General features: G+C 65.9%; 21 protein-coding genes. 13 read left to right on the top strand and 8 right to left on the bottom strand.

The features are described from left to right. Nucleotides 1–86 precede the first annotated feature (86 nt). Nucleotides 87–2825 carry a DNA mismatch repair protein MutS gene (gene mutS, locus AAFG16_RS45975; RefSeq protein ID WP_342735896.1) on the bottom strand — a complete coding sequence of 913 codons (2739 nt, stop codon included), beginning with the start codon at nt 2823–2825 and terminating at the stop codon, nt 87–89. Nucleotides 2826–3163: 338 nt separating this feature from the next. Between mutS and pcaF the strand changes: the two genes are divergently transcribed. From pcaF to AAFG16_RS45945, 6 genes are all read left to right on the top strand, one after another. Then, nucleotides 3164–4372 (top strand): 3-oxoadipyl-CoA thiolase, encoded by a 1209-nt coding sequence (gene pcaF, locus AAFG16_RS45970; RefSeq protein WP_342735894.1) that lies wholly within the window; start codon nt 3164–3166, stop codon nt 4370–4372. Between the two features lie 207 nt (nt 4373–4579). Beyond that, a complete protein-coding gene (locus tag AAFG16_RS45965) occupies nt 4580–5473 on the top strand; it encodes a dioxygenase (protein ID WP_342735892.1) in 894 nt (297 codons plus the stop codon). 107 nt (nt 5474–5580) lie between these two features. After that, nucleotides 5581–6282 (top strand): protocatechuate 3,4-dioxygenase subunit beta, encoded by a 702-nt coding sequence (gene pcaH / locus AAFG16_RS45960; RefSeq protein ID WP_342735889.1) that lies wholly within the window; start codon nt 5581–5583, stop codon nt 6280–6282. Continuing rightward, nucleotides 6282–6884, top strand: a complete 603-nt coding sequence (gene pcaG, locus AAFG16_RS45955) for a protocatechuate 3,4-dioxygenase subunit alpha (protein WP_283082750.1) — start codon at nt 6282–6284, stop codon at nt 6882–6884. The genes pcaH and pcaG overlap by 1 nt, the downstream gene beginning before the upstream one ends. A gap of 226 nt (nt 6885–7110) precedes the next feature. Next, entirely contained in the window at nt 7111–8799 is a 1689-nt protein-coding gene (locus AAFG16_RS45950; RefSeq protein ID WP_342735887.1) for a methyl-accepting chemotaxis protein, read from the top strand. Between the two features lie 40 nt (nt 8800–8839). Further along, nucleotides 8840–9928, top strand: coding sequence for a phosphotransferase (locus tag AAFG16_RS45945; protein ID WP_342735885.1), 1089 nt, complete (start codon nt 8840–8842; stop codon nt 9926–9928). 127 nt (nt 9929–10055) lie between these two features. Here the strand turns inward: AAFG16_RS45945 and AAFG16_RS45940 are convergent, their stop codons facing one another. The 3 genes from AAFG16_RS45940 to AAFG16_RS45930 are packed head-to-tail and all read right to left on the bottom strand — an operon-like array spanning nt 10056 to nt 13255. Continuing rightward, nucleotides 10056–11612, bottom strand: coding sequence for an MDR family MFS transporter (locus AAFG16_RS45940; RefSeq protein WP_283082747.1), 1557 nt, complete (start codon nt 11610–11612; stop codon nt 10056–10058). Nucleotides 11613–11616: 4 nt separating this feature from the next. Beyond that, nucleotides 11617–12780, bottom strand: a complete 1164-nt coding sequence (locus tag AAFG16_RS45935) for an HlyD family secretion protein (RefSeq protein WP_342735883.1) — start codon at nt 12778–12780, stop codon at nt 11617–11619. After that, nucleotides 12773–13255 (bottom strand): MarR family transcriptional regulator, encoded by a 483-nt coding sequence (locus AAFG16_RS45930; protein WP_027563272.1) that lies wholly within the window; start codon nt 13253–13255, stop codon nt 12773–12775. Before AAFG16_RS45930 ends, AAFG16_RS45935 begins: the two co-directional genes overlap by 8 nt. A 157-nt stretch (nt 13256–13412) precedes the next feature. Here AAFG16_RS45930 and AAFG16_RS45925 point away from each other — a divergent pair, with 157 nt between their 5' ends. From AAFG16_RS45925 to AAFG16_RS45905, 5 genes are all read left to right on the top strand, one after another. Further along, nucleotides 13413–13907 (top strand): transcriptional repressor, encoded by a 495-nt coding sequence (locus AAFG16_RS45925; RefSeq protein ID WP_283082745.1) that lies wholly within the window; start codon nt 13413–13415, stop codon nt 13905–13907. A 217-nt stretch (nt 13908–14124) separates the two neighbouring features. Beyond that, complete coding sequence (locus AAFG16_RS45920; protein WP_342735879.1) at nt 14125–15078, top strand: DMT family transporter; 954 nt, start codon at nt 14125–14127, stop codon at nt 15076–15078. Nucleotides 15079–15090: 12 nt separating this feature from the next. Next, nucleotides 15091–16374, top strand: a complete 1284-nt coding sequence (gene ispG, locus AAFG16_RS45915; RefSeq protein WP_342735877.1) for a flavodoxin-dependent (E)-4-hydroxy-3-methylbut-2-enyl-diphosphate synthase — start codon at nt 15091–15093, stop codon at nt 16372–16374. 186 nt (nt 16375–16560) lie between these two features. Next, complete coding sequence (locus AAFG16_RS45910) at nt 16561–17457, top strand: TauD/TfdA family dioxygenase (protein ID WP_283082742.1); 897 nt, start codon at nt 16561–16563, stop codon at nt 17455–17457. Beyond that, nucleotides 17454–18266 carry an N-acetylmuramoyl-L-alanine amidase gene (locus tag AAFG16_RS45905; RefSeq protein WP_342735874.1) on the top strand — a complete coding sequence of 271 codons (813 nt, stop codon included), beginning with the start codon at nt 17454–17456 and terminating at the stop codon, nt 18264–18266. The genes AAFG16_RS45910 and AAFG16_RS45905 overlap by 4 nt, the downstream gene beginning before the upstream one ends. Nucleotides 18267–18374: 108 nt before the next feature. On the opposite strand, the gene AAFG16_RS45900 is transcribed toward AAFG16_RS45905, so the two are convergent. The 3 genes from AAFG16_RS45900 to AAFG16_RS45890 all read right to left on the bottom strand — a co-directional run bounded on the left by AAFG16_RS45900 (nt 18375) and on the right by AAFG16_RS45890 (nt 21499). Beyond that, complete coding sequence (locus AAFG16_RS45900) at nt 18375–19985, bottom strand: Na+/H+ antiporter (protein WP_283082740.1); 1611 nt, start codon at nt 19983–19985, stop codon at nt 18375–18377. 46 nt (nt 19986–20031) lie between these two features. After that, entirely contained in the window at nt 20032–20901 is an 870-nt protein-coding gene (bla, locus tag AAFG16_RS45895) for a class A beta-lactamase (RefSeq protein ID WP_342735872.1), read from the bottom strand. Nucleotides 20902–21124: 223 nt separating this feature from the next. Then, the gene (locus tag AAFG16_RS45890; protein ID WP_342735870.1) at nt 21125–21499 is read right to left on the bottom strand and encodes a nuclear transport factor 2 family protein; all 375 of its coding nucleotides are present in this window, start codon (nt 21497–21499) and stop codon (nt 21125–21127) included. Nucleotides 21500–21593: 94 nt separating this feature from the next. Between AAFG16_RS45890 and AAFG16_RS45885 the strand changes: the two genes are divergently transcribed. Both AAFG16_RS45885 and AAFG16_RS45880 read left to right on the top strand, forming a co-directional pair. Then, nucleotides 21594–22022: a GFA family protein gene (locus AAFG16_RS45885; RefSeq protein WP_342735868.1), complete on the top strand. Its 429-nt coding sequence runs from the start codon at nt 21594–21596 to the stop codon at nt 22020–22022. A 182-nt stretch (nt 22023–22204) separates the two neighbouring features. Then, nucleotides 22205–24019 carry a caspase family protein gene (locus AAFG16_RS45880; RefSeq protein ID WP_342735866.1) on the top strand — a complete coding sequence of 605 codons (1815 nt, stop codon included), beginning with the start codon at nt 22205–22207 and terminating at the stop codon, nt 24017–24019. Between the two features lie 40 nt (nt 24020–24059). Here AAFG16_RS45880 and AAFG16_RS45875 read toward each other — a convergent pair whose 3' ends face one another. Next, nucleotides 24060–24749, bottom strand: coding sequence for a DUF1345 domain-containing protein (locus AAFG16_RS45875; RefSeq protein ID WP_342735864.1), 690 nt, complete (start codon nt 24747–24749; stop codon nt 24060–24062). Between the last annotated feature and the right edge of the window lie 118 nt (nt 24750–24867).

The raw sequence follows: 24867 nt of genomic DNA, 5'->3' as shown, positions 1-24867 counted from the left end.
GCACTTTGCGCGCCGTGCCCACCATCTATCCGATCTTGGCTGTGACATGGTGGGCACGCTTTCGCTTTGCCCACCCTACGGCACCGCTATTGCTTCGGCAGCTTGGCCTTCAACGCATAGAGCGCATCGAGCGCCTCGCGCGGCGACATCTCGTCCGGGTGCAGCGCCTTCACGGCTTCCATCAGCAGCTCGGCCTCGCTCGGCGGGGCGGCCTCCGCGGCGGCGCGGGAGGGAACGGCGAACAGCGGCAGGTCGTCCACCAGCGCCCGCGCGGTCTGGCCGCGGTCCTGCGCCTCCAGCTTCGAGAGCACAGATTTGGCGCGCGTGATCACGGCGGGCGGCAGGCCGGCGAGCTTGGCGACCTGGATGCCGTAGGAACGGTCGGCCGAGCCCGGCAGCACCTCATGCAGGAACACGACATTGCCCTGCCATTCCTTCACCCGCACGGTCGCATTGAACATCCGCGGCAGCTTGGCCGAGAGCGCGGTCAGCTCGTGGTAGTGCGTCGCGAACAGCGTGCGGCAGCGGTTGCTTTCGTGCAGGTGCTCGATCGCGGCCCAGGCGATCGAGAGGCCGTCAAAGGTCGCGGTGCCGCGGCCGATCTCGTCGAGGATGACGAGCGAGCGTTCGCCAGCTTGATTGAGGATCGCCGCGGTCTCGACCATCTCCACCATGAAGGTGGAGCGGCCGCGGGCGAGATCGTCGGCGGCGCCGACGCGCGAGAACAGGCGGTCGATGATGCCGATCCGCGCGCGCGTCGCCGGCACAAAGCTGCCGATCTGCGCCAGCAGTGCAATCAGCGCGTTCTGGCGCAGAAAGGTCGATTTACCCGCCATGTTGGGACCGGTCAGCAGCCAGAGCTGGCCGGATTTTTGCGCTGGGCCAGGCGAGAGGTCGCAGGCATTGGCGATGAACGGCTCGCCATTGCGCCTCAAGGCCTGCTCGACCACGGGATGACGGCCGGCTTCGATGGCGAAGGCGAGCGACGAATCGACCTCAGGCCGCACATAGTTCTCGTCGACGGCGAGCTTGGCCAGCGAGGTCGCGACGTCGAGCAATGCAAAGCCTTGCGCCGCGGCGCGCAGATCGTCGCTGATCTCGAGCGTCTTGGCGCAGAGCTTCTCGAAGATTTCGAGCTCGAGGCCGAGCGCGCGATCGCCGGCATTGGCGATCTTGGCCTCGATCTCGCCGAGCTCCGACGTGGTGAAGCGGACCTGGCCCGCCAGCGTCTGTCGGTGGATGAAGGTCGCGTTCAGCGGCGCCGACATCAGCTTGTCGCCATGCTGCGCGGTGACCTCGACGAAATAGCCGAGCACGTTGTTGTGGCGGATCTTGAGCGCCTTGACCCCGGTGTCGTCGGCGTAGCGCGCCTGCATCGAAGCGACCACGAGGCGCGAGGCATCGCGCAGGTTTCGCGCTTCGTCGAGCGCGGGCTCGTAGCCCGGGCGGACGAAGCCGCCGTCGCGCTTGATCAGCGGCAGCTGCTCGTCGAGCGCGCGGGCAAATTCGGATGCGAGCTCGCGCGACGGTCGCTGCAGGGCCGCCATCACCGCCGCAATCTCCTGCGGCGGTTGGTCGAGCTCGGAAAGCCGCGTCAGCACCTGATCGGCGGCGATGATGCCGTCGCGGATGCCCGCAAGGTCGCGCGGTCCGCCGCGGCCGACCGAGAGGCGGGCCAGCGCGCGCGACATGTCGGGCGCGCCGCGCAGGATGCTGCGGATGTCCTCGCGTGCGGCAGAATCCGCAACGAAAGTGCTGACCGCGTCGAGCCGCCGTGCGATCGCCGGCGCATCCGTCAGCGGCGCTGCGAGCCGCTGCGCCAGCAGGCGCGAGCCCGCCGAGGTCACCGTGCAGTCGATGGCGTCGAGCAGCGAGCCGCGGCGCTCGCCGGCGAGCGTCCGCGTTAATTCGAGATTGGCGCGCGTCGCCGGATCGATCGCCATGGTGGCGCCGGAAGCCTCGCGCGCGGGCGGCGACAGCGGCGGATGCTTGCCGACCTGGGTGCGGTCGACATAGGTGACGGCGGCGGCCGCAGCCGTTGCTTCCAGCCGTGTGAGCTGCGCCAGGCCATCCATGGTCGCGACCGCGAAATAGTCGCAGAGGCGCTTCTCGGCAGTAGCGCCATCGAAGACGTCGCGGGTCAGCGGCGTCACCGCCGGCAATTCGCGCAAGGTCTGGCTGAGCTCGTTGTCGCCAAAGAGCGCGTCGGTGACGATCGCCTCGTTCGGGTTGATGCGCGCCAGCGTCGCGGCGAGCTCGCCGCCCGAAACTTCCGTGACCATGAATTCGGCGGTCGAGATGTCGATCCAGGCGAGACCGAAGCGGTCGCCACCGGCGGACGAACGCGCGCGCGCGATCGCCAGCAGGTAGTTGTTGGCGCGCGCATCGAGCAGCGTGTCCTCGGTCAGCGTGCCCGGCGTGACCAGCCGCACCACGCCGCGGCGCACGACGCTCTTGTTGCCGCGCGCTTTCGCCGCGGCAGGGTCCTCGGTCTGCTCGCAGACCGCGACCCGGTGGCCGGCGCTGATCAGGCGGTGCAGATAATCCTCGGAGCGCTCGACCGGCACGCCGCACATCGGGATGTCATTGCCCTGATGCTTGCCGCGCTTGGTCAGCACGATGCCGAGCGTCTTCGAGGCGGTCTCGGCATCCTCGAAGAACAGCTCGTAGAAATCGCCCATCCGGTAGAACAGCAGCAAGCCCTGATGCGCAGCCTTGATCTCAAGGTACTGTTCCATCATCGGCGTGACGCGCGCGGCGGCCTCCGCCTGTGGCGCTGGCGCTTCGTCGGGCGGCGGTACGGGTATCGGTTGTTGCATGGTCATGGGCGGCGCAACCTACAAAATTTCGGCACCTGCTCCTATCGGTTTGGCCGGGGTGGGGAGGTTTTCCACGTTGTCCGTGTAGTGCAGGCGGGCGCCACATTTTCCGCCGTCATTCCGGGATGCGCCGGAACGGCGCAGGCCCGGAATCCATAACCCCGGCTCGTGGTTATGGATTCCGGGCTCGCGCTTCGCGCGCCCCGGAATGACGATGGAGTTTCATGGCGCTTAGCCGAATACGCCGCCCGCGAAACCGTCAATTGACCTGCCGCGGGCGCCCTCCTAAAACTCCGCCGACATTGAAGAATTTGGCCGGATCGCGGCATTCAGGGAGAACAACGATGCGTGACGTCTTTATCTGCGATGCCGTGCGGACCCCGATCGGCCGTTTCGGCGGCTCGCTCGCCAAGGTGCGCGCCGACGACCTCGCCGCCGCCCCGATCAAGGCGCTGATGGCCAAGCACCCCAATCTCGACTGGGCCCAGGTGGACGAAGTGTTCTTCGGCTGCGCCAACCAGGCCGGCGAGGACAACCGCAACGTCGCACGCATGGCGCTGCTGCTGGCGGGCCTGCCGGACTCGGTTCCCGGCCAGACGCTCAACCGCCTCTGCGCCTCCGGCCTCGATGCGGTCGGTGCGGCAGGCCGCGCCATCCGTTCCGGCGAGATCGAACTGGCCATCGCTGGCGGCGTCGAATCCATGACCCGCGCGCCCTTCGTGATGGGCAAGGCGCAGGAGGCCTTCTCGCGCTCCGCCGAGATCTTCGACACCACGATCGGCTGGCGCTTCATCAATCCGCTCTTGAAGGCGCAGTATGGCGTCGATGCCATGCCCGAGACCGGCGAGAACGTCGCCGAGGAGTTCCAGGTCTCGCGTGCCGACCAGGACGCCTTCGCGATCCGCTCGCAGCAGCGCGCCGGCAAGGCGATCGCAGCCGGCTATTTCGCCGAAGAGATCATCCCGATCACCATTCCCGGCGGCAAGGCTGGTCCCATCACGGTGGACAAGGACGAGCATCCGCGTCCCGAGACCACGCTCGAAGGCTTGGCCAAACTGAAGCCGATCGTGCGCAATCCCGGCACGGTGACCGCTGGCAACGCGTCGGGCGTCAATGACGGCGCCGCCGCCATGATCCTCGCCTCGGAGGCCGCGGTGAAGAAGCATGGCCTGACGCCGCGCGCGCGCATCCTCGGCCTTGCCTCGGCCGGCGTGCCGCCGCGCATCATGGGCATCGGCCCAGTGCCCGCGACCCGCAAGCTGATGGAGCGGCTCGGCAAGAAGATCAGCGATTTCGACCTGATCGAGCTCAACGAAGCCTTCGCTTCGCAGGGCATTGCCTGCATGCGCCAGCTCGGCGTCGCCGACGATGCCGACTACGTCAACCCGCATGGCGGCGCCATCGCGCTCGGCCATCCGCTCGGCATGAGCGGCGCGCGCCTCGCGCTCACCGCCGTGCACGGCATGGAGAAGCGCGGCGGCAAGCTCGCGCTCGCCACCATGTGCGTCGGCGTCGGTCAGGGTGTGGCCGTTGCGATCGAGAAGTTGAATTAAGACTCTGTCCTCCCCCTCTCCCCGTTCTTACGGGGAGAGGGTTGGGGTGAGGGGCATCTCTCCGCGGATGAGATGGCTTTGGGACCTGTACCCCCTCACCCGGATTGCTGCGCAATCCGACCTCTCCCCGCAAGCGGGGCGAGGTGAAGAGTCCGGGCCGCTCGTTTCACTCGCGCCCCGGAACGACCGGGTGGTTGGGAGACGAGCATGATCATCGAGCGCGAGCAGGACGTCACGGCTGCAGCTCTGGCGGTGATGGAGCGGACATCCGATCCGCGGCTCCGCCAGATCATGGTCTCGCTGGTCAAGCACCTCCACGCCTTCGTCCGCGACGTTCGCCTGACCGAGAAGGAGTTTCGCGATGCCACCGCGATCGTGGCCGAACTCGGTAAGCTGACCACCGACACGCACAACGAAGTCGTGCTGATGGCGGGCTCGCTGGGCGTCTCTCCGCTGGTGTGCCTGCTCAACAATGGCGACAACGGTAATACCGAAACCGACCAGTCGCTGCTCGGGCCGTTCTGGCGGCTGAACTCGCCGCGGGTCGAGAATGGCGGATCGATCGTGCGCTCGGAGACGCCGGGTGCGCCGCTGTTCGTGAGCGGCCGCGTCGTCGACAAGGGCGGCCGTCCCGTCGCCGGTGCCGAGGTCGATGTCTGGCATGCTTCACCGGTTGGCCTTTATGAGAACCAGGACCCTGAGCAGGCCGACATGAACCTGCGCGGCAAGTTCACGACCGACCAAGACGGGCGCTTCGCCTTCCGCTCGGTGATGATGGTCGGCTATCCCATTCCGACCAACGGCGTGGTCGGGCGCCTGTTGGAGGCGCAGAGCCGGCACCCCTATCGACCCGCGCATCTGCACGCCCTGATCTTCAAGCCCGGATTCAAGGTGCTGATCTCGCAGGTCTACGATCCCGCCGATCCGCATATCGACAGCGACGTGCAGTTCGGCGTGACGCAGGCGCTGATCGGCAAGTTCCAGCGCCATGATGCGCCGCATCCGACCGCGCCCGACGTCGCGACGCCCTGGTACTCGCTCGACCACACCTACCGGCTCGAAGCTGGGGAAGCCGTGCTGCCACGTCCGCCGATCAAATAGCGTCGGCGCAGGAGGCTTAAACCCGCTTCCCCCAATTAGTTATATCCTATAATGATTGGCGGAAGCGTTGACCGGCCGGACCAAAATGGCCGGGGAGGAGTTCGCCAATGACATTCATCTACCTCACCGACAGCAACAAGGCGCATCCGCTGCCGCTGTCGCCCGACTACAAGAGCTCGATCAAGCGCGCGCCGAACAAGCCCTTGATCCCGATGCGCCACACCCTGTCGGAGCTCACCGGCCCGGTCTATGGCCACGAGACCGTGCGCAAGGGCGACAACGACCTCACCACCCAGCATGCCGGCGAGCCGATCGGCGAGCGCATCATCGTGCACGGTCATGTCCGCGACGAGGACGGCCGCGGCGTGCCGAATTCGCTGGTCGAGATCTGGCAGGCCAATTCCTGCGGCCGCTATGTCCATGTCCGCGACCAGCATCCGGCGCCGCTCGATCCGAATTTCACCGGCGCGGGCCGCACCGTGAGCGATGCCGACGGCTATTATCGCTTCGTCACCATCAAGCCCGGCGCCTACCCTTGGGGCAATCACCACAACGCCTGGCGACCCGCGCACATCCATCTGTCGGTGTTCGGCCATTCCTTCGTCACGCGCCTGGTGACGCAGATGTATTTCCCTGCTGATCCGCTGTTTCCGTTCGACCCGATCTTCAACTCGGTGCCGGACGAGAAGGCGCGGGCGCGGATGGTGTCGTCGTTCGACCTCGAGAACACCCAGCCCGAATGGGCGCTGTGCTACCGCTTTGACATCGTGCTGCGCGGCAAGAACGCCACGCCTATGGAGAACCACTAGTGCAGGATTCTGTGAAGCCCAATGGGATCACGCCATCGCAGACCGTCGGTCCGTTCTTCAAATACGGCCTGACGCCGAACGGCGAGTACGCGTGGAACGACGCGTTCACCAACTCGACGCTGACGCCCGACGTCACCGGCGACCGCATCCGCATCGAGGGCCGGGTGTTCGACGGCGACGGCGTCGTCGTGCCCGACGTCATGCTGGAGATCTGGCAGGCGGATGCGCAGGGACGCTTTGCCGACCCGCAGGACAAGCGCGCGCTGCCGAACGCCAGCTTCCGCGGCTTTGCCCGCTGCGGCACCGACAAGGACGGCAATTATTCCTTCGACACCATCAAGCCGGGCGCAGTGCCGGATCCCGATGGCAAGCCGCAGGCGCCGCACATCGTGCTCGCGGTGTTCGGACGCGGCATGCTGCGGCATCTCTACACCCGGATCTATTTCAGCGACGAGGCCGGCAACGCCGCCGACCCCGTGCTGGCGCTGGTGCCGGCCGATCGCCGCGCCACGCTGACCGCGGTGCGCGAAGCCGGCAAGCCGGTCTACCGGCTCGATCTGCGGCTTCAGGGCGACAACGAGACGGTGTTCTTCGACGTCTAAGGCAATGCGTAGCGGCGACTCCCGGTCGCCGCTACGCGCTTCTCATTCAGCGCAAAATCGCAGCCGGTGCGCGTTTGAGCGTCAGTTCATTGACCCAAACCGATTGGCGGCACTTCTTCCCGTAGTTCTCCGGAGCTTTTCTTCTGCAACCTCTCCGCGAGGAAAGCCCGTATTTACCGTAGCGGTCTAGGGTCAGTGCGAATTTGATTCGCGCCCGGATTGCCCCATGAAAATTCGCCTGTCGTTGTCGTCCGCGATTATTGCGTTCGGAATCGTGCTGGCCATCGGCTTCACCGCGGTCGTCTCCACCAGTCTCTATGCGCTACGCGAACTCAAGGTCGGCGGTCCGCTCTATTCCGACATCAAGCTCGGCAATGACCTCATCGCCGACATCCTGCCGCCGCCGGAATACGTCATCGAGGCCTATCTCGAAGCCACCCTCGCCATGCGCGAGCCGGATCAGCTGGCGGCCCATGGCGAGCGCCTGGTCCAGCTCCGCAAGGATTACGACGAGCGCAAGGCTTACTGGGTCGCCTCCAGCCTCTCGGCCGACCTGAAGACTGCCCTGGTGCAAAAATCCGATGCCGAGGTGCAAAAATTCTGGAAGGCGTGCGACCAGGTGCTGCCGGCCCTCAAGGCCAAGGATACGGCCGCCGCCGAGCGCGCCTATGCGCAGCTCAAGGATGCCTACACCGCGCACCGCGCCGTCATCGACAGCATCGTCGAGAACGCCAACAAACAGAATGCCGCCATGGAGAAGCTGGCCGCGGACCGCGACAGCTCGATGCTTTACATCCTTCTCGGCGTCTCCGCCGCCGTCCTCGCCTTCATTGCCGCGGGTCTGCTCGGCGTTGCCGTCGGCGTGGTGCGACCGATCGTGCGGATGACCGGGGCGATGCAGAAGCTCGCGACCGGCGATCTCGCCACCGATATTCCTTTCGCGCACCGTCAGGACGAGGTCGGCTCGATGGCGGGCGCGCTTCTGGTGTTCAAGCAGGCGGCGGTCGAGAATTCCCGCCTGCGTGAGGAGCAGCAGCGCCAGGAGCAGGAAGCCGTGCTTGCCAAGCGCTCTGCCCTGAACCAGATGGCCGAAACCGTGGAGCGCGAGACCGGCCGCTCGGTCGACACCGCGAGTGCGGCGAGCCAGGGCGTCGAGCGGGCCGCCTCCAGCCTGTCCGAGATCGCGAGGTCGCTGTCGGCGGAGTCGCAGGCGGTGGCCGCGGCCTCCACCCAGGCGCTGGGCAGCTCGCAGACCGTTTCTGTCGCGGCCGAACAGTTGAGCGCCTCGATCCGGGAGATCGCGACCCAGGTGGCGCGGACTTCGACCGTCACCAAATCGGCGGTCGCCGGCCGTGAGCAGGCGCGTTCGACCATCCAGGCGCTGGCGGGCGCGGTGAAGAAGATCGCCGAGGTCTCGGATCTCATCGGCGGCATCGCCGGCCAGACCAATCTTTTGGCGCTCAACGCCACGATCGAGGCCGCGCGCGCCGGCGAAGCCGGCCGCGGCTTCGCGGTGGTCGCTGCAGAGGTGAAATCGCTGTCGGATCAGACCGCCAAATCCACCGAGGAGATCACGCGGCTGATCGCCGAGATCCAGGCCTCGACCGAGGCCGCCGTCGATGCCGTCGAGAGCATGGGAGGCCACATCGTCGAGATCGACGGCGTCGCCACCTCGGTTGCCGCCGCGATGGGCGAGCAGGACGCCGCGACGCGGCAGATCGCCCGGTCGATCTCCGAATCGGCGTCCGCCGCCAAGGAGGTCTCAGCCAAGATCGGCAGTGTCAGCCGCGACGCTGCCTCCGTGAACGAACGCGCCACGGAGGTGAGGCAGGCGATCGCCGGCATGGCGGCCAATCTCGAACAGCTGCGGTCGGTCGTGGTCCGGACCGTGCGGGACTCGACCGCCGCGGCGTAGGCGGGGCATCAGCTGGTGCCCGGGGGTGTGATCGTGCAGAATGGCGCGGGACGGGGGCATCGTGGTCATGACACTTCCACAACTGCCGGCGGTCGTTGAGCCCGCTCAACTGACGGCCGCGCTGCGCAGGAGCGGCGTGCTGGACGCCGGCGCCGTGCGCGAGGTGAAGGTGCTGCACCAGCGCGACACCGTCCTGTCGCACATCGTCCGCCTCGGCCTGCGCTATGTCGGCGAATCCGCCGGTGCCCCGCAATCGCTGATCCTGAAGACTGCGCATGCCGCCTTCGCAAAATCGCTTGCAGATGCCGGCCGGCACGAGGTGGCTTTCTACACGCAACTTGCGCCGAGCATGCCGCGGGGGCTCGCGCCGCGCTGCTTCGACGGCAGCTTCGACGAGGAGAGCCAGGCCTGGCATCTTCTGCTCGAGGATCTCACCGACAGCCATGTGCTCGCGACCCAATGGCCTCTGCCGCCGTCGCGCGAGCAGGCGATGGCCATCGTCACGACCCTGGCGCGCTGGCATGCGGCATGGTGGGACCATCCAGGCCTTGGCGATACCGTCGGCAGCTGGGCGAGCGCCGAGGACCGAGCGCAGCACATGGAGACCTTTGCCGGCCATTACGACCGTTTTGCCGATCTGCTCGGCGACCGCCTCAGCGAAGAGCGCCGCACCCTCTATCGCCGCCTGATCGAGCATTCGGCCCGGCTGTCCCAGCGCTATCAGTCACGGCGTCACATCAGCATTGCGCATGGCGATGCCCATATCTGGAATTTCCTGCTGCCGCGCCCCGGCGTCGCAGACACCGTGCGAATCTTCGATTTCGACCAATGGCGCGTCAACGTGCCCACGACCGACCTCGCCTACATGATGGCGACCCAATGGTATCCGCAGCAACGACAGACGCTCGAGCGGCCGCTGCTCAATCATTATCACGAGACGCTGATGGCCAATGGTGTCACCGGCTACACGCGCGGCGCGCTCGATCAGGACTATCGCCTGTCGGTGCTCTGGCAGATCACCAAGCCGGTCTGGCAATGGAGCATCAACATTCCGCCGCTGATTTGGTGGAACAACCTCGAGCGGGTGATGATGGCGGTCGAGGATTTGGGGTGCGAGGAGCTGTTGTAGAAGCTCGTGCCACAAGCCGTCATTGCGAGGAGCACTTGCGACGAAGCAATCCAGCTATCGCCGCGGATGCACTCTGGATTGCTTCGCTGCGCTCGCAATGACGGTGTGAAGCGCTAACGTCCGATAACTACTCCATCACCGCGTGTTCCGGCCCCGCGGCCTGCTTGCGCAGCGTGGCCTTGGTCGAGCCGATCAGCAGGGCGAGCGGGATGGTGAAGAGGATGAAGAACATCACCAGCTGGTAGTCGTGCGCGAAGGCGATGATTTGCGCCTGCACGCTGACCATCCTGTCAGCCATGGCGCGGCCGGCGTCGGTAGACAGATTGATCATGCCGCGCACGTCGGGCATCTGCAGCGCGTGGTTGAACGGATTGATGTGCTCGGAGAGGATCGCATAGGTCCGCCGCGTTCCCTGCGTCAGCTCGGCGATGACGACGGAAATGCCGACCGAGCTCGCGACGTTGCGCATCAGGGTCAGCATCGCGGTGCCGTCGGTGCGCAAATTGTTCGGCAGCGTCAGGAATGCCACGGTCGAGAGCGGCACGAACACGAGGCCGAAGCCAAAGCCCTGGATCACGCTGACGGTCACGATCTCCGGCACCTGGGTGAGGTCGGTCCAGCCGGTCATCTGGAATAGCGAGCCCGCAGTCAGCGTCAGGCCCGTGATGATCAGCGTGCGCGCCTCGAAATAGCGCATCATGCGGCCGACCAGCATCATGGCGAAGAAGGTGCCGAAGCCGCGGCTTGCCAGCAGCAGGCCGGCGGTGATGATGGGATAGCCGATCACGTTCTGCATGTAGGGCGAGGCCAGCGCCATGGTCGAGAACAGCACGAGGCCCATCACGACCATGAACATGCAGCCGGTGACGAAATTGCGATCCCGGAACAGCGCGAAGCGGATGAACGGCGTCGAGGTCGTGAAGGAGTGCGCGAGGAAGAAGTAGAAGGCGACGGCCGAGACGATGAATTCCGCGATGATCTCGTTCGATTCGAGCCAGCCCAATTGCTCGCCGCGGTCGAGCGCGAGCTGGAGGGCGCCGATCGCGATCGCCAGCGCGGCGAAGCCGAGCCAGTCGAATTTGAGGCTGAGGTCCTTCTTGGTCTCGTCCATGAAGATGATGAGCCCGATCACGGTGATCGCGCCGAACGGCAAATTGACGAAGAACACCCAGTGCCAGGAATAGGTCTCGGTCAGCCAAGCGCCGAGCGAGGGGCCCATGATCGGGCCCATCATCACGCCCATGCCCCAGATCGACATCGCCTTGGCGCGTTCCTGGAGCGTGTAATAGTCGAGCATCACCGACTGCGACAGCGGCACAAGCGCGGCGCCGAACACGCCTTGCAGCAGGCGGAACAGCACCATCTGGTTGATGTCCTGCGCGAGGCCGCACAGCACGGAGGCAATGGTGAAGCCGGCCGAGCAGATGATGAAGATGCGCTTGCGGCCGTAGCGGTTGGCGATCCAGCCCACCGGCGCCGTCATGATCGCCGCGGCGACGATGTAGGAGGTCAGCACCCAGTTGATCTGGTCCTGCGAGGCCGACAGCGTGCCCTGCATGTAGGGCAGGGCGACATTGGCGATGGTGGTGTCCAGCGCCTGCATGATGGTCGCGGTCATGGCGCAGATCGTCACCATGTTCCGGCGCAGGCCGGGCACCATCAGGCTGGCATTGGGGCCGGACATTGGATCAGTCCTTGTCGTGAGCGGCCGTCGCCGACAGGCCAAACAGTCCGGCGAGCGAGCGCTTGTGGCCGGTGTCGATGGTGGCATAGACGCTCATGCCGGCCTTCAGCTTCCTCACGTATTTGTCGGTCTCGTCGAAATAGATTCGGATCGGCACACGCTGCACCACCTTGACGAAGTTGCCGGTGGCGTTCTGCGGCGGCAGGATCGCGAATTGCGCGCCGGTGCCGGGCGAGAGCGAGCCGATCTTGCCCTTGAAGACGTGGTTCGGGAACGCGTCGACCTCGAGGGTCACAGGCTGTCCCTCGGTGACATAGGTGAGGTCGCTCTCCTTCGGATTGGCGTCGACCCAGGGATGAGCGACGTCGATGATGGAGAACACCGCCATGCCTGCGGTGACGTAACGGCCGAGCTGAATCTGCTCGACCTGCGTCGCCACGCCGCTCATCGGCGCACGCACCACGGCGTGGTCGAGATTGCGCTCGGCATTGTCGAGCTTGGACTTGGCCTGTGCGTAGGGCGGGAATTTCTCCAACGGCAGGTCGATGTCGCCGAGCAATTGCGTCTTGGCCGTCGAGATCTGCTGCTTGACGTATTGCGCGATCGAGCCCGACGTGACCAGCGCGTTCGCGGCGTTGTCGAGGTCGAGCTGCGAGCCGTAACTGTTCTTCACCAGCGCCTGCTTGCGCTCGACGTCGCGCTGCTTCAGGTCGACGCCTTTTTGGGCGAGATCCAGCATGTCGCCGTAGATCTTGATGTTGGCGCGGAGATTGTCATAGGTGGTCTGCGCCTGCATCAGCTGCGCCTTGGCCTCGTCCACCGCCAGGCGGAACGGCACGGGATCGATCTCGAACAGCTCGTCGCCCTGCTTGACGATCTGGCCTTCCTTGACCACGACCTTCTCGATCTTGCCGGAGATGTCTGGCGTCACCAGCACCTTCTGCGCGCCGACATAGGCATCGTCGGTGCCGACATAGCGGCCGCCATTGAGATAGAAGGTGAGGCCGCCGACGGCGACCACAACAGGCAGCACGACCATCAGCAGGAAGCGGCGATAGCGGCGCAGGCCTGCCACGAACCGGCGGCGCGGATCGGTGCCGGCCTTCTTGGTCGGCTTGCCGCTGTCGATCTTCTGCTCGGGCTGGAACTTGAGGACTTGATCAGCCATAGCGCTGCTCCTTACGCGCTTGTTCCGCTCCGCTATTCTGGATCGCGTTACGCACGTTTTCCTTGATCGTTTCGAGTTGGGTGAGGAGGCGGTGGGCGTCCGCCGGGTTGATGCCGTCGAGGGCGTTGGCCGTGAGCTCGGACTTCAGCCCGCTCATCCGGCCGAGCAATTGCCGCCCGGCTTTCTTCAGATAAAGCCGCTTGACGCGGCGGTCCGAGGCATCGCTGCGGCGCTCGATCCAGTCGTTGTCGCACAGCTTGTCGATCAGCCGCGTCAGCGTGATCGGCTGCATCTCCAGCAGCTCGGCGAGTTCCGACTGTTTCATGCCTTCGCTGCGCTCGACCTTGGCCAGCACGGCCCATTGCGCGCGGGTGATGCCGAAGCGCGAGGCCTCCTTGTCTGCGTAGACGCGCAGGAGGCGGTAGAGCTCGCCGAGCGTAAACAGGAAGTTCTGGTCGACAGACCCGCGGGTCATAAGCTTGGTCTCCAATAAGCTTGGCATATAATAAGCAAGCTTATGATTATTTCATGGCGGGCTACCGGGATGCTGTCCCGCGGCGAGAGCATGGCTGGCAGCCGCATTCCGCGGCGCGCTTTGGGTTCCCTCACCGAAATGCTAGAACGCTGCCGGCATGACCCTCGCAAAGCCGGCCTTTCCTGCGCCCGACCACGATCACGGCCGCTGCACCGCGGACGCGCTGGCGCATGCCGAGACGGTTTGCGAGCAGCGCGCGCAGAAATTCACGCCGATCCGCCGCCAGGTGCTGGGCGCCTTGCTCTCCAGCCATCGCCCGCTCGGGGCCTATGAGGTGATTGACGAACTCGCCAAGTCGATGGCGCGGCCGGCGCCGATCACGGTCTACCGTGCGCTCGATTTCCTGATGGCCAACGGCCTCGTGCACCGCATCGAAAGCCGCAACGCCTATCTCGCCTGCGCCGCCCACGACCACGATTCGACCTCGGCGGTGGCGTTCCTGATCTGCGAGCGCTGCGGCCTCGTCGGCGAGATCCCCTCGGCATCCTTCGCCGGGGGTCTCAACGCCGCGGCGCGCAGCTCAGGCTTTGCCCCCAAATTGTCCGTGGTGGAGATCACGGGCGTCTGCACCCATTGTCAGAAAGTCTCTTAGAAAGATGGGATCAGCTCGAGCCACAATGGCGGTGCTCACCTCTCCCAGGGGGAGTGGTCGCGCCGAAGGCGCGGGTGAGGGGCTTCGCTCTCTCGTGGGGCCGGCGCCCCCTCACCCGATTTGCTTCGCAAATCGACCTCTCCCCGTTGGGGAGAGGTGAAGAGTCCGCCGTCTGATCAGTCAAGCAACAACGGCGCAAAGCCGGATCCCAGGAAACATGCCCACACCTCAAGCCATCCCGTCCGCCGGTCGTCCCCTCAGTGCCGGCGCCATCGCCCTGATGCTCATGCTGTGCCTGACCTGGGGGTTCAACCAGATCGCGATCAAGCTGGTGCTGCCGGATGTCCCGCCGATGCTCCAGGCGATGATCCGCTCGATGGGCGCGCTGCCGGTGCTGTTCATCATCGGCACCCTGCGCGGCGTGAAATTCTTCGAGCGTGATGGGACGTGGAAGGCCGGCCTGATCGCCGGGCTGATGTTCGGCATCGAGTTCGTGCTGATCTTCCAGGGCCTGCGCCTGACCTCCGCCTCCCGCGCGGTGGTGTTCCTCTACACCGCGCCGTTCTTCGTGGCGCTCGGCTCCTATCAGGTGCTCGGCGAGCGGCTCGGCGCATCGCAATGGCTGGGCCTTGCCATCAGCTTTGCCGGCGTCGCGCTCGCGATCGGCGTGCCGCAACCCAATGTCGACGCGCATGTTCTGGTCGGCGATCTCCTGATCGTCGGCGGCGCCGCGCTGTGGGCCGCGACCACGCTGGTCGCCAAGGGCACCCGGCTGCGCTTCGCAGCTCCCGAGAAGGCGCTCGGCTATCAGGTCGCGACCTCGATCCCGATCCTCGGGCTGGCGGCGTATCTGTTCGGGGAGACCATCACCCATACCCCATCGCCGCTGTCGCTCGGCCTGATGGCCTTCCAGGCGATCTGGGTGGTCGGAACCACGTTCACGCTTTGGTTCGCGCTGGTGAAGGCCTATTCGGCCAGCAAATTGTCGGCTTTTACCTTCATCACCCCTTTGTTTGGCGTGGTGGGTAGCTATTTCATCATGCACGACACCTTGAGCCTGGCTTTCGGGGCGGCCGCCGTCCTTGTAATTGCTGGGCTTTTTCTGGTTAACCGTCCGAGCCGAGAGGCTGCGGCGCCAGCTGATGCATTGCTGAACGTCACCAAAACCTGATATTTGGACCCCATGAACAAGCTCGAAAACTCCATCGATTCCGACCTCGCGGGCCCGGCGCCCCGGCACCAGACCACCCAGGTGAAGGTCGGCGACGTCACTGTGGGCGGCGGTGCGCCGATCGTCGTGCAGTCGATGACCAACACCGACACCGCCGACATCGACGGCACCATCGCCCAGGTCGCAGCGCTGGCGCGCGCCGGCTCCGAAATGGTCCGCATCACCGTGGACCGTGAGGAAGCCGCAGCCGCCGTTCCGCACATCCGCGACGGCCTCGCCAAGCGCGGCATCACCACGCCGCTGATCGGCGACTTCCACTATATCGGCCACAAGCTGCTCGCCGAGCATCCGGCCTGCGCCGAGGCGCTCGCCAAGTACCGCATCAATCCCGGCAATGTCGGCTTCAAGGACAAGCGCGACACCCAGTTCGCCGACATCATCGAGATCGCCAACAAGAACAACAAGCCGGTGCGCATCGGCGCCAATTGGGGCTCGCTCGACCAGGAGCTGCTGACCAAGCTGATGGACGAGAACGCCGCGTCGCCGAATCCGCGCGACGTGCGCGCGGTGACGCGTGAAGCGATGGTGCAGTCGGCGCTGCTCTCGGCCGCGCGGGCCCAGGAGCTCGGCATGCCGAAGGACCGCATCATCCTCTCGGCCAAGGTCTCGGCCGTGCAGGATCTGATCGCGGTCTACCAGGACCTCGCGTCGCGCTCGGATTACGCCATCCATCTCGGCCTCACCGAGGCCGGCATGGGCTCGAAGGGCATCGTCGCCTCGTCGGCGGCGCTCGGCATCCTGCTGCAGCAGGGCATCGGCGACACCATCCGCATCTCGCTGACGCCGGAGCCCGGCGGCGACCGCACCCGCGAGGTGCAGGTCGGCCAGGAGCTCTTGCAGACCATGGGCTTCCGCACCTTCGTGCCGCTGGTCGCGGCGTGCCCCGGCTGCGGCCGCACCACCTCGACCACGTTCCAGGAGCTGGCGCGCTCGATCCAGGATTTCATCCGCGACGAGATGCCGACCTGGAAGACCAAATATCCCGGCGTCGAAGAGCTCAACGTCGCGGTGATGGGCTGCATCGTCAACGGCCCCGGCGAATCCAAGCACGCCAATATCGGTATCTCGCTGCCCGGCACCGGCGAAGCGCCGGCCGCCCCCGTGTTTGTCGACGGCAAGAAGTTCCGCACGCTGCGCGGCCCCGGCATCGCCGCCGACTTCAAGGCGCTGGTGATCGACTACATCGACCAGCGCTACGGTCAGAGCGCCAAGGTCCCGGTGACCGCGGCGGAGTAGTTTTCTCCGAAACATTGGAGTCGTAAGGCGGGTTCGCGAAGCGAGACCCGCCTTATTTTTTGCGTGCGTAGCCCGGATGGCGCGCGCGAAATCCGGGGGCGCGCCGCAGAACGACCGTTCCCAGATTGCGCTTCGCTCCATCCGGGCTACGATGGCTCCCAATCAACAATGATCGGGAGACACGCGATGAGCTCACTCGCCGGCAAGCAGGGTCCGCGCTATCGCCACACGGCGGACGACGGCGCGCCTTACGAGACCATCGCGGTCGAAAAGCTCACCCCCATCATCGGTGCGGAAATCTCCGGCGTCGATATCGGTCAGCTCGTCGAGGGTGACGCGCGCTCCAACCGGCAGATGGACGAGATCCATCGCGCGCTCGCCGAAAACCTCGTGATCTTCTTTCGCGACCAGCACATCACGCCAAAGCAGCATCTCGCCTTTGGCCGCAAGTTCGGTGAATTGCATTTCCACCCCGCAGCTCCCCACGAGGACGAAGACCCGGCCTTGATGAAGATCTACGCCGACAAGAACTCGCCGCGTGCCAATGGCGAGGGCTGGCACTCGGACGTGTCCTGCGATCTCGAGCCGCCGATGGGCTCGATCCTCTACATCAAGCAGTGCCCGCCGCGCGGCGGCGACACGCTGTTCGCCAACATGTACGCCGCCTATGAGGCGCTGTCGGACCGCATGAAGGCCTATCTCGATGGCCTCACCGCCCTGCATGACGGCGAGCCGATCTATCGCGGGCTCTACGCGAACTATGGCGTCGCCGACCGTCCCTCCTATCCGAACGCCGAGCACCCCGTGGTGCGCACGCATCCCGTCACGGGCAGAAAGGCGCTCTACGTCAACCGCGGCTTTACCCGCCACATCAACGGCATCCCGCGCGACGAGAGCGACGCGATGCTCGCCTATCTCTACCAGCACGTCGAGAACCCGTTGTTCCAATGCCGCTTCCGCTGGACCGAGAACGCCATCGCGTTCTGGGACAACCGTTGCACCCAGCATCGCGCGATGTGGGACTACTGGCCGCATACGCGCTCGGGCACGCGGGTGACGGTGAAGGGGGAAAGGCCGGTGTGAGCAAGCCGTGGCGCGCCATCGTCGCTCTTGCGTTTGCGCTGATCCCGCTTTTGCTGTCGCCAGTTGACCCTGGCCAGGCGGCCGCGTCGCGGAAGGCGGCAAAGGCGAGGCCGAAAGCGACTGCGCCGGAGACATGCGAGCCGCGGAAATTCCGCATCGTCGTGGATGTCGGGCATACCCCGGACGCCTACGGCGCGCTTAGCGCCCGCAATGATCCGGAATTCGGCTTCAACTTCGTTCTCGCAAAACTCATCACGGCGAGGCTCAAGTCCGAAGGTTTTGTCGGCACCCGCCTGCTCGTTACGGACGGCAAGGCGCGGCCGAGCCTGTTCAAGCGCGTCAGTGCCGCCAATGACAGCCGGACCGATCTGTTCCTGTCGATCCATCACGATTCGGTGCCGGATAAATTGCTCGAGACCTGGGAGTTCGACGGCGCGAAGAGCTATTTCAGCGACCGCTTCTCGGGTCACTCGCTGTTCGTGTCGCAGCAGAATCCGCACTTCGCCACCAGCCTGCTGCTGGCGCGGATGATCGGCAGGCAGCTCAAGGAGCAGGGCCTTCACTATGCCAGCCAGTACACGCTACCGGTGATGGGCCGCTACCGCCGCCAGCTGCTCGACAAGGATGTCGGCGTCTACCGCTATGACGGGCTCATCGTGCTGTCGCGGACGCGGAGTGCTGCCGTGCTGCTCGAGGCCGGCTCGATCATCAACCGCGATGAGGAGATGGAGCTGAACTCGTCCGAGCGGCAGGAGATGATTGCGAGGGCTGTTGCGGCGGGGGTCGGGGAGTTCTGTGAAAGGCGGTAGCTTGCCCCGTGTGTTTCAACAGCCGTCATCGCGAGCGCAGCGAAGCAATCCAGGGTCTTTCCGCCGCGGCAGTCTGGATTGCTTCGCTATGCTCGCAATGACGGGCTGCTACAGCGGTACCCCCCGATACTCCCGGTTCGCCAGGCTCGCCTCCTCCAGGTCTAGATCGCGCTCGATCCGCCGCCTTGTCTCGTCGGTGATCTCGCCATCGCGGAGGAGTTCGTGGATGAATTTGCGTTCGGCGGCGATCAGCTCGCGGGTCAGCGCGGTGCCGGCGGCGGAGACGTCGTGGTGCGCGGGATCGAGTGAGTCCGGAAGCTGGTTGACGCGGATCTCGTGGCGCGCGCGCAGCAGCCGCATCACCTCGTCGGAGACTTCCTTCTCCGCGGTCAGCGCGTCGAGTGATTTCAACGCGGCATCGAGCGCCTGGCGGCGCGCCGCGATCTCGGCCTCGTGCTCCGCGACGTGCTCGTTGCGGCCGGCTTCGGCGACGCCGAGCCAGCGCACCACGGGCGGCAGCGTCAGGCCGACGCCGATCAGGGTGACGAAGATGACGCCGAAGGCGACGAACAGGATCAGGTCGCGATACGGGAAGGCCTCGCCGCCGGGCAGCGTGAACGGCAGCGCCAGCGCGGCCGCGAGCGACACGGCGCCGCGCACGCCGGTGAAGGCGAGCACGAACGGCCATTGCCACGGCGGCGAGGGATCGCGCTCGCGCAGCGACTTCGAGAGGATCCTCGGCAGATAGGTCGCCGGATAAAGCCAGGTGAAGCGCGCGGTCACGATGATCGTCAGGACCACCGCGGTCGCGATCAGGATGTCGTCGAGGGGGAACGCCTTCGATTTCTCGTAGAGCGCGCGCATCTGGAAGCCGGTGAGCAGGAACAGCAGGCCCTCGATCAGGTAGATGATGAGGTCCCAGAAGAAGATGCCCTGCAGGCGCGTCGCCGACGAGATCAGCAGCGGGCCGTTCCAGCTGACGTAAAGGCCGCAGGCGACCGTGGCGATCACGCCGGAGCCGCCGACATGCTCGGGCAGCCAGTAGGAGACGTAGGGCGTGATCAGCGACAGCGTCAGCTCGACCTGCGGATCCCCGGACCATTTGCGGAAACGCAGGGAGAGCCAGCCGACGCCGATGCCGAACGCGATCTCGCCGGCGACGATGAGGGCGAATTCACCGGCGGCCAGCGGCAGCGAGAAGTGGCCGACCATGATGGCGGCGAGCGCGAAGCGGTAGAGGATCAGCGCGGTGGCATCGTTGGCGAGCCCTTCGCCTTCGAGGATGACCACGAGCCGGCGCGGCAGGTTCAGCCGGCGCGCGATCGCGAGCGGCGCCACCACGTCGGGCGGCGCGACGATCGCCCCGAGCAGGAAGCCGATGGTCCAGGGCAGGCCGATCAGATAGTGCGTGGCGGCGGCCACCATCGCCGCGGTGAAGATCACCGCGCCGACTGCGAGCAGCACGATCGGGCGCAGATTGTTCCTGAACTCGCGCCAGCTCATCGCGACGCTGGCCGAGTAGATCAGCGGCGGCAGCACCATCAGCAGCACCAGTTCCGGCGGCAGCTCGACCGGCGGCATGCCTGGGACGAAGGCGAGGCCGACGCCGGACAGCATCAGGAGAATGGCGGGCGCGATGTTGAAGCGGCGGGCGACCAGCGCGGTGCCCGCCAGGACGGTGAGTAGAATGAGAAAGGTCTGGAATTTCGCTGCGATCATGGCCTGTCTTGGCCCGGAAGCAATCGCAAGGTCAATGCGGCACGGCTCACCCCAGCCGTTCGGCCACCATGCGTCCGACGCGCGCGAACACGGCCTCGATCTGGGCCGCAGCCGGCGTGCCGCCCTGGACATAGGTCGCGATCAGGATCGGCACGTCCGGCCTGTTGTCCGGCTTGGGCCAGACGACGGCGATGTCGCCCGCGGCATCCTTGCCGTTGTATCCGGTCTTGTCGCCGATCTTCCAGCCCGGGGGCAGGCCGCCGCGCAGCCGGTTCGCGCCGGTCTTGCAGCCCACCATCCATTCGGTGAGCTGCGCACGTGAGGCCGGCGACAGCGCCTCGCCCACGACCAGCCGCTTCAGATTGCCGGCCATCGCCGCCGGCGTCGTGGTGTCCCGGGGATCGCCGGGCGGGGAGCGATTGAGCTCGGGCTCGTTGCGGTCGAGCCGCGAGGTGGCATCGTCGAGCGATCGCCAGAACGCGGTGAGTGCGGCGGGCCCGCCGACCCGCGCCAGCAGCAGATTGGCGCAGGTATTGTCGCTGAGCTCGACGATCGCCTTGCACATCTCGGCGACCGACATCTTGCCGGCCGCGAGATTTTGCTTGGCGACCGGCGCGTAGTCCAGCAGGTCGGCCGGGCCGTAAGGGATCATGGCTGCAAGCTGCTCCTCGCCGCGATCGACCCGCGCCAGCACGCAGGCTGCGAGCGAGGCCTTGAATGTCGAACACATCACGAACCGCTCGTCGGCGCGCCAGGTGAGCTTTGCACCGGTCGCGAGGTTCTCGGCATAGAGCCCGATCCGCCCGCCGCTCTCGCGCTCGTAGGATTCGAGCTCAGGCGGCGCCTCCGCGGCGAACGCGGGAGAGGCGGCGATCCAGCAAAGCGAGGCGAGCAGGGAGCGGCGGTCGATAGGCATGGGGAGGCTTTCAGGTGAGTGGAGGCGGGAAATTAGCGGAGGCTGCATCTGCGTCGTCATTGCGAGGAGCGAAGCGACGAAGCAATCCTGAGTCTTCCCGCGGAGGGATTCTGGATTGCTTCGTCGCAAGAGCTCCTCGCAACGACGTGGCGAGAGCTGCGCACGCAATGACAGAGACTGGGGAGCGAGTGCGCCCGATTTCGGGCAGCGGAAGCCAAAGCCCTCACTCTCTCAAATCGTACCGATACGATTTCGATACGATCTGCCAGCCGTCGGCGAGCTTCATCGCGACCAGATAGTCCGTGAAGTAGCGCGGCGGCAGCTGGCAGCGGACCTTGATGAAGGCGGTCTTGTCGTCGGAGCGGTCGATGGTGACGATGAAATCCTCGCGCGGCTTGCCTTCGGCCTTGCCGGAAGGGCGCTTGCGCACGCGGTCGAGCCAGTCGGGCACGGTCAGGACCTGCAATTCGCCCTTCTCGACCCAGCGCAAATCGGCGGAGGGATGGAAGATGGCGCCGAGCTTGTCGGCGTCACCCTCATAGAGCCCGTCGAAATAGGATTGCACGACGGCTTCGACGCTCGAACGGTTCTGGCTCATGGGTCATCCTTTTGCATGATGTCTTGCGAGGAACTTAGTCGTACACATCAGAATGCGCTATGGGTGTGTCAGCCATTTGCGCGAAGGCGTCGCCATGACCGGATCAGAAAATTCGAACTCTCGTATCCTCACCGGCGAATGCTATTGCCGCACCGTGCGCTTCGAGGTGGCGGACGCGTTTTCCTATGCGATGAACTGCCACTGTTCGAATTGCCGCCGCACCACCGGCTCCGCCTTCAAGCCGTTCGCCGGGATCGAGCAGCACAAGCTCCGCCTCGTCCAGGGCGCGGACCAGCGCCTCGTCTACGGTGACGACACCACCCATGATGCCCACTGCGCGCGCTGCGGCTCGCTGCTTTATTCCCGGGTGCGCGAGGGAAAATGGGTCCATGTCGCCATGGGAACCCTGGTCGATGCCCCCTCGATCCGGCCGACCGCCCATATCTTCGTCGGTTCGAAGGCGCCCTGGCACGAGATTACGGACAATCTTCCGCAATATCGGGGGCACATCGGGGATTCCTAGGGGGACCAGACGAGCGCGCCAGTGTCGGCGAACCCCAGCCGCACTGGCGCGACAAACATAAAGGGTCGTTCGGCCTGCTGCCCGCGCCGCCTTCGTGACCTCCATCACAAGCGGCCGCAGCGGGTCCTGCTAAAGCGGTCCCAAAGGGGCTTGAACTGCCCCTGAACTTCGGAAGTCGTGTCATGCGCAATCTGCTCAGACTTTGCCCGCTTCTGCTCGCCGCCGCGCTGCTGTTCGGCGCCGAGCCCGCCTTTGCCGGAAAGCGCGTCGCGCTGGTGCTGGCCAACTCGGCGTACCAGCATGCGCCCTCGCTCGCGAACCCCGTCAATGACGGTTCGGTGATGGCGAAGACGCTGAAGGAGGCCGGCTTCGACGTCGTCGAGTCCCGTCACGATCTGTCGGCGCTCGACACGCGGCGCGTGCTGCGCGACTTTGCGGACGCGACCCGCGATGCCGACATCGCCGTAGTCTATTATGCCGGCCACGGCATCGAGGTCGAAGGCTCGAATTATCTGATCCCTGTCGACGCCAAGCTCGAGCGCGACACCGACGTGTACGACGAGGCGCTGTCGCTCGACCGTGTCCTGGTCGCGGTCGAGCCCGCCAAGCAGCTGCGCCTGGTGATCCTGGATGCCTGCCGCGACAATCCGTTCGGCAAGACCATGAAGCGCACGATCGCGACGCGCGGCATCGGCCGCGGCCTTGCCCAGGTCGAGCCGACCAGCCCCAACACGCTGATCGCCTATTCGGCCAAGGCCGGTTTCACCGCGCAGGACGGCGACGGCGCCAACAGCCCGTTCACAATGGCGTTGTCGAAGCATCTGACGACGCCGGGCCTCGACGTCCGCCGCGCCTTCGGCTTCGTGCGCGATGACGTGCTCAAGTCGACCGGCAACAAGCAGGAGCCGTTCGTGTATGGCTCGCTCGGCGGCGAGGACGTGCCGCTGGTGCCGGTCAAGGTGGTGGCCGCGGCGCCAACGGCGCCCGTGGTAAATCCGCAGGCGGATATCCGCCGCGACTATGAGCTCTCGCTCCAGGTCGGCAACAGGGCGGCCTGGGAGGCGTTTCTCGCCCAGCATCCCGACGGCTTCTATGCGAACCTTGCCAAGCTCCAGCTCGAGAAAATCGGCGCCGAGCAGGCTCACGCGGCGGCGACCGAGAAGGCGAAGCAGGCCGAGGCCGAGCGTGATCGTCTCGCCGCGCTTGGCGCGCAGAAGGAGGCGCAGGCCAAGGCCGCGGCTGACGCCAAGGCCGCCGAGCAGGCGCAGCTCGCTGCGCAGAAGGCCAAGGAGCAGGCACAGCAGCAGGCGGCTGCCGCCGAGCAGCAGCGCGTCAATCTCGCCGCCGCGGCACCTAGCACTGCGCCGTCCAGCACGGCGAGCCCGACCGGCACCAATGTCGCCTCCTTGACGCCGGCGGCGACGCCAGCCGATCTCACCCGCTCGGTGCAGACCGAGCTCGGGCGTGTCGGCTGCTTCTCCGGACAGGCCGACGGCAACTGGAATACGTCCTCGCAGCGGTCGCTGTCGCAGTTCAACCGCTATGCCGGCACCAAGCTCGACGTGAAGGTCGCGAGCACCGATGCGCTCGATACCGTCAAGGCCAAGCAATCGCGCGTCTGCCCCCTGGTCTGCGAGCACGGCTTCAAGGCCGACGGCGACAACTGCACCAAGATCGTGTGCCGCGAGGGCTATGCGGTCAACGACGACAACGAATGCGAGAAGCAGCGTGCCGCCAAGCCGGCCAAGCCCGCGACCGCCAAGCGCGACGACAGCGACGAGCGTCCCGCACGGCAGCGTCGTCAGGCCGGCGCTGCGGCAGGCGGCTACGGTGCTGCCGCCGGCATCGCTGCCGCCGCCGGCGCTGGCCGTCGCTCGGGTGGCGGGCAGGTCTTCTGCAACAGCGGCGGCTGCCGTCCGGTCAGCCGCGGCTGCCACCTCGAATATCGCGGCGGCGGCGGCCCCGGCAACGATGCCAATGCCGAGGTGTGCTACTGACACTGCTCTGGGTCGTCCCGGCGTTCGCAGGGACGACAGATCAGTTCGAGATCGCGCTCGCCGCGATGTTCACCGTCAGCGCCAGCAAGGCCGTGTTGTAGATGAAGGACACAATGCCGTGCGCGGTGGCGGTGCGGCGGATGGTCTTGTCGGTGATGCCGACGTCGGAGACCTGCGCGGTCATGCCGATCACGAAGGAAAAATAGACGAAGTCCCAATAGTCGGCATGGACGTCCTTGTCGCCGCTCGGAAATTGCAAGCCGCCCGGCTTGGCGTCCCGATAGTAATCATGGGCGTAATGCAATGCGAAGGTCGTGTGCACAGCGGCCCATGACAGCACGATAGTGCTGATTGCAACGGTCAACTCGGCAGCGCCGCGCTGCGGCGTGCCGAGTTCCGAAACGATTGCGGCAATGCTGGCGAACGCGCCGATCGCCGTCACCAGCAGGATCACGAAGCGACCGTCGTCCTGCATCGCGGCCGCGCGGCGGATGTGCTGGTGATCGTTGCAGAGCATCATCGCGTAAACCAGCACGAGATAGACCGCGATCAGCGCATCCCAGCCGAACAACAGCCGCGTCACCAGTCGGTGCGAGCCTGGTAATAGCAGGCAGACGAGAATACCGACGCCAAGCGAGATGAAGGTCCGCGGCCGCGCATAGATCAGCCGCACCGGCCGCGACATCTTGCGGAAGCGAACGAGGACGGGATCTTCCTTGTCGGTGGCCATGATGGTGATGGCTCTCACACTGTTGCCGCTGCAGCGGTCTGCTCCCTCCCCCGCTTGCGGGGGAGGGGTGGGGAGAGGGTGTCTCCACAATTGAGAACCCCCAAGACGAGAGAGCCCT

The organism is Bradyrhizobium sp. B117 (assembly GCF_038969555.1).
Lineage (GTDB): Bacteria > Pseudomonadota > Alphaproteobacteria > Rhizobiales > Xanthobacteraceae > Bradyrhizobium.
The sequence above is the reverse complement of the archived record's forward strand: the minus strand, read 5'-3'. Positions and strand labels throughout refer to the sequence as shown.